This window comes from Oleiphilus sp. HI0079 (assembly GCF_001635105.1).
In genome coordinates this window covers 1-3,640 of the sequence record NZ_LWFT01000623.1, presented here as the reverse complement: position 1 = coordinate 3,640, position 3,640 = coordinate 1, and the positions used below count along the sequence as shown (strand labels likewise).

The 3,640-nt window shown below is 48.0% G+C and carries 4 protein-coding genes and 1 pseudogene; all 5 read right to left on the bottom strand.

Features of this window, described 5'->3' with window-relative positions:
* Positions 1-666 (bottom strand): annotated as a pseudogene (locus A3750_RS11290) (glycine dehydrogenase); the annotation flags it as partial.
* A 92-nt stretch (positions 667-758) separates the two neighbouring features.
* Positions 759-1,157: a glycine cleavage system protein GcvH gene (gcvH, locus tag A3750_RS11285; RefSeq protein ID WP_068458569.1), complete on the bottom strand. Its 399-nt coding sequence runs from the start codon at positions 1,155-1,157 to the stop codon at positions 759-761.
* Between the two features lie 43 nt (positions 1,158-1,200).
* Positions 1,201-2,289: a glycine cleavage system aminomethyltransferase GcvT gene (gene gcvT, locus A3750_RS11280; RefSeq protein ID WP_068458645.1), complete on the bottom strand. Its 1,089-nt coding sequence runs from the start codon at positions 2,287-2,289 to the stop codon at positions 1,201-1,203.
* A gap of 62 nt (positions 2,290-2,351) precedes the next feature.
* Positions 2,352-2,939 carry a YqiA/YcfP family alpha/beta fold hydrolase gene (locus A3750_RS11275; protein ID WP_068458644.1) on the bottom strand — a complete coding sequence of 196 codons (588 nt, stop codon included), beginning with the start codon at positions 2,937-2,939 and terminating at the stop codon, positions 2,352-2,354.
* Positions 2,929-3,640 (bottom strand): 3',5'-cyclic-AMP phosphodiesterase (gene cpdA, locus A3750_RS11270; RefSeq protein WP_068548272.1); only part of this gene is annotated, 712 nt, incomplete at its 5' end. The genes cpdA and A3750_RS11275, both read right to left, overlap by 11 nt.

Genomic DNA, 3,640 nt, shown 5'->3' with positions numbered 1-3,640 from the left:
CACTTGCTCAAGGCTACCAAAGAAATTGGGCTGCGCGATCACCAATGCAGCATAATCCTCACCCTCGTGCTGCTCCAATGCTTGGTGGTCAACAGTCAGCGCCTGCTGATCCATGGCCAATTCGGCCAATTCAATGCCCTGATTCTCAACAATGCTCTTTGTCGCTTTGCGGTAAAGAGGATGAACAGAACGAGCAACCAAGACGCGTTTACTCTTTGATTTGCGATTCGCTCGTATCGCCATCAAAACCGCTTCGGCCATACCGGAGGCACCGTCATACAATGAAGCGTTGGAGACATCCATCGCGGTAAGTCCAGCCATCATAGATTGGTACTCATAAATCAGCTGCAGCGTTCCTTGGCTTGCCTCCGCTTGGTAAGGTGTATATGCGGTCATGAACTCGCCACGGGTTGCAATATCCCAAACTGCGGCCGGAACATGATGTTCATACGCACCAGCACCAATAAAACACAGAGCGCCGCTGTCTTGGGTTGCGCGCTCATTCATGAGGCGCATCATATCCATTTCTGACAACCCTTCCGGCACATCAAAAGATTTGGCCCGTAAGTGTTCTGGAATTTCGTCAAACAGCTGATCAATCGAATCAACGCCTATGACGCCGAGCATTTTTGCAACGTCGGCATCGGTGTGAGGAACAAAAGGCATGCTAGCTCCTAAAAACAAATGTCCCTAGACGGGACAAAAGATATAACGTGTAAATCAAAAAGAGCGCGTAAACGCGCTCTCACAACTATTATCTAATGGTCGTCAGCTTCGCAGACATCCGCATACGCGTCCGCATCAAGAAGTGAGGCAAGTTCACTCGAATCTGACAGCTTTATTTTAAAGAACCAACCATCGTCATAAGGCTCGCTATTGACGATTTCTGGCGCTTCTTCAAGCCCTTCGTTAATCTCTAACACCTCACCACTCACCGGCGCATAGATATCTGAGGCGGCTTTTACTGACTCCACAACACCTGCTTCGTCACCAGCCGCAAGCTCTGTCCCTACTTCAGGAAGCTCTACAAAAACGACGTCGCCAAGTAATTCCTGAGCGTGATCGGTAATTCCGATTACTGCTGTTTCGCCATCGGCTTCCAGTCTCACCCACTCATGGCTCGACAAGTATTTCAGTTCACTCGGTACATTACTCATGGTTATCTCCTAAACTCGGTGGCTGGCACCGTTAATTCTAAAATTATTCGTAGACCCGTTTGCCATTACGTACAAACGGAGCTTTTACAACTTTTACAGGCACGCGCTTGTTACGCATTTCAACATCGCATGTTTCTCCAACTTGAACAGGCACTCTCGCTAGTGCGACAGAGTAACCTAATGTTGGGCTATATGTGCCGCTAGTAATTTCACCTTCAAGCGTCTCACCATTATGCTCAACCAACACTTTTTGATGTCCACGCAACACGCCTCGCGCTTCAAGCACTAAGCCTACCTGCTTGAATTTACACCCTGCACTTTTCTGAGCTTCAAGCGCCGGTTTGCCAATAAAATCCCGATCATCGGACCAAGCAACCGTCCACGCCATATTCGCTTCGAGAGGCGATACACTCTCGTCCATATCAGAGCCGTAAAGATTCATCCCTGCCTCTAAACGCAAGGTATCACGGGCACCAAGCCCACAAGGATGAACGCCCGCAGTCTCAAGCGCTTTCCAGAAAGCGCTTACTTGGTCGTCTGGCACCATAATTTCCAGACCATCCTCACCGGTATACCCTGTGCGACAGAACATCCAACCCTCATGTTCAATCCCTTGGAACACACTTAAACCTGCAATCACTTGTGCAGCAGAAGTCGCGACTTGCTGGCAAAGCTCAAGCGCCTTCGGCCCTTGCACAGCGACCATAGCTAGCTTTGGTCGCTCCGTTAAAGAGGCGTCAAAACCGGAAATTTGCGCTTCCATCCATGCCAAATCTTTCTCTCGTGTCGCACAATTCACGACCAATCGAAATCCTTCAGGCATTCGATAAACAATGAGATCATCAATAACTCCGCCCTGCTCATTGAGCATGCCGGTATAGAGCGCTTTGCCTATAGTTTTCAGTTTAGCGACGTCGTTGGCCAAAAGCTTTCTAAGATAGGATTCAGAATCAGGACCTGTGAGATCTACAATCGTCATATGCGATACGTCGAACATACCCACGTCTTGACGAACAAAATGGTGTTCTTCTACCTGGGAGCCATAATGAATTGGCATGTCCCAGCCACCAAAATCAACGATCTTAGCACCTGAATCAAGGTGCGCCTGATACAAAGGAGTTTTGTTACCCACAGAGAGGCTCCGGTAGCGAGTTTGAGTAGGCGGGCATTTTACCGAAACAAGCGCAGTAAAAACTAGCTTTTGAATAAAATTCGGTCAAAGAAACTTAGAATAGCCGGAAGATGCGAGGCGAATGATTGATAGGAGTGGTCGCCACCGCGCGTCAAAGACATCTTCGCCCCCACTAACTTGTTTGCAGCCTCACGATAGTCGAGCACCTCATCATCGGTTTCACTTAAAAGAAAAAGGTGCGATAAATCCAAAGCATCAGGGGACGATTCCAGCTCGAGCAACTGCTGCATATGCTCCGCTTTTACCTCATATCGCTCACCTGTGTACATATTGGTGTTTGTACCGATGTAATCAGTCAGCAATTCGAACGGTTTTACTGCCGGGTTGATTAATACAGCAGGCAATTCATATTCGGCATGTAAAAACAAACTGTAATATCCACCAAGGCTACTACCAATCACACCTGAAATATCGCCGCTCTCAATCATACCCCTGAGAAGGGTAATAGCCTGTTTAGGCTCAGGAGGCAAAGCAGGAACTTCGAGATGATACCGCTGACTTTGGTTGAAATAGACTTGCGCCTGTGAGGCTTTGACTGAGGCGGGAGAGCTATTAAATCCGTGCAAATAGAGTAAGGATTTAGTAACCATTACTTTTTAAATCAAGTTCATACTCAAAACTATTTGCGCGCTGCACATTTGTTTCGATCGAACCGTCTTCATACAACTTGAGCCAGCGATAACCCGGAGCGACTTCATCGAGTCCAAAATTATCAGACTTTGGTTTAAATTGAATACAGGTCGAAGGTGTTGCTAGCATGCGCTTGCCTCTGCGCTGCTCATCAAACTCCTGATGAATGTGCCCCCACAACACGGCCTCGACATGATCATTCGAGTCAACCATATTAAGAAAGGCCTCAGGATTACGTAAACCAATACGGTCAAGCCATCGTGCGCCAATCTCAACAGGGTGGTGATGCAAACAAACAAGCGCATGCGATTTGTCTGAACGTAATGTGGCGTCTAACACGTCTAGCTCTGACTGAGCCAACTCTCCATAAACATTGCCAGGAGACAGGGAGTCCAGCAGGACCAACTGCCACGCACCAAGCTTTAAGACTTTATCAAGCTCCGCACTTTCTCCTATCACCTGAGACATATTCTGGCGGTGATCATGGTTTCCGGGAAACCAGCGAATTGGGCACTCAAATTCAGCGAGCTCATCTTTCATTGTCTGATACGCAGCGATGGAACCATCCTGCGAAATATCGCCCGTCACCAAAATGCAATCCGGCGCGATCCCTTCGGCTTTAACCTCGTTAAGCACAGCAATCAGACTTTCGTAGGTATTC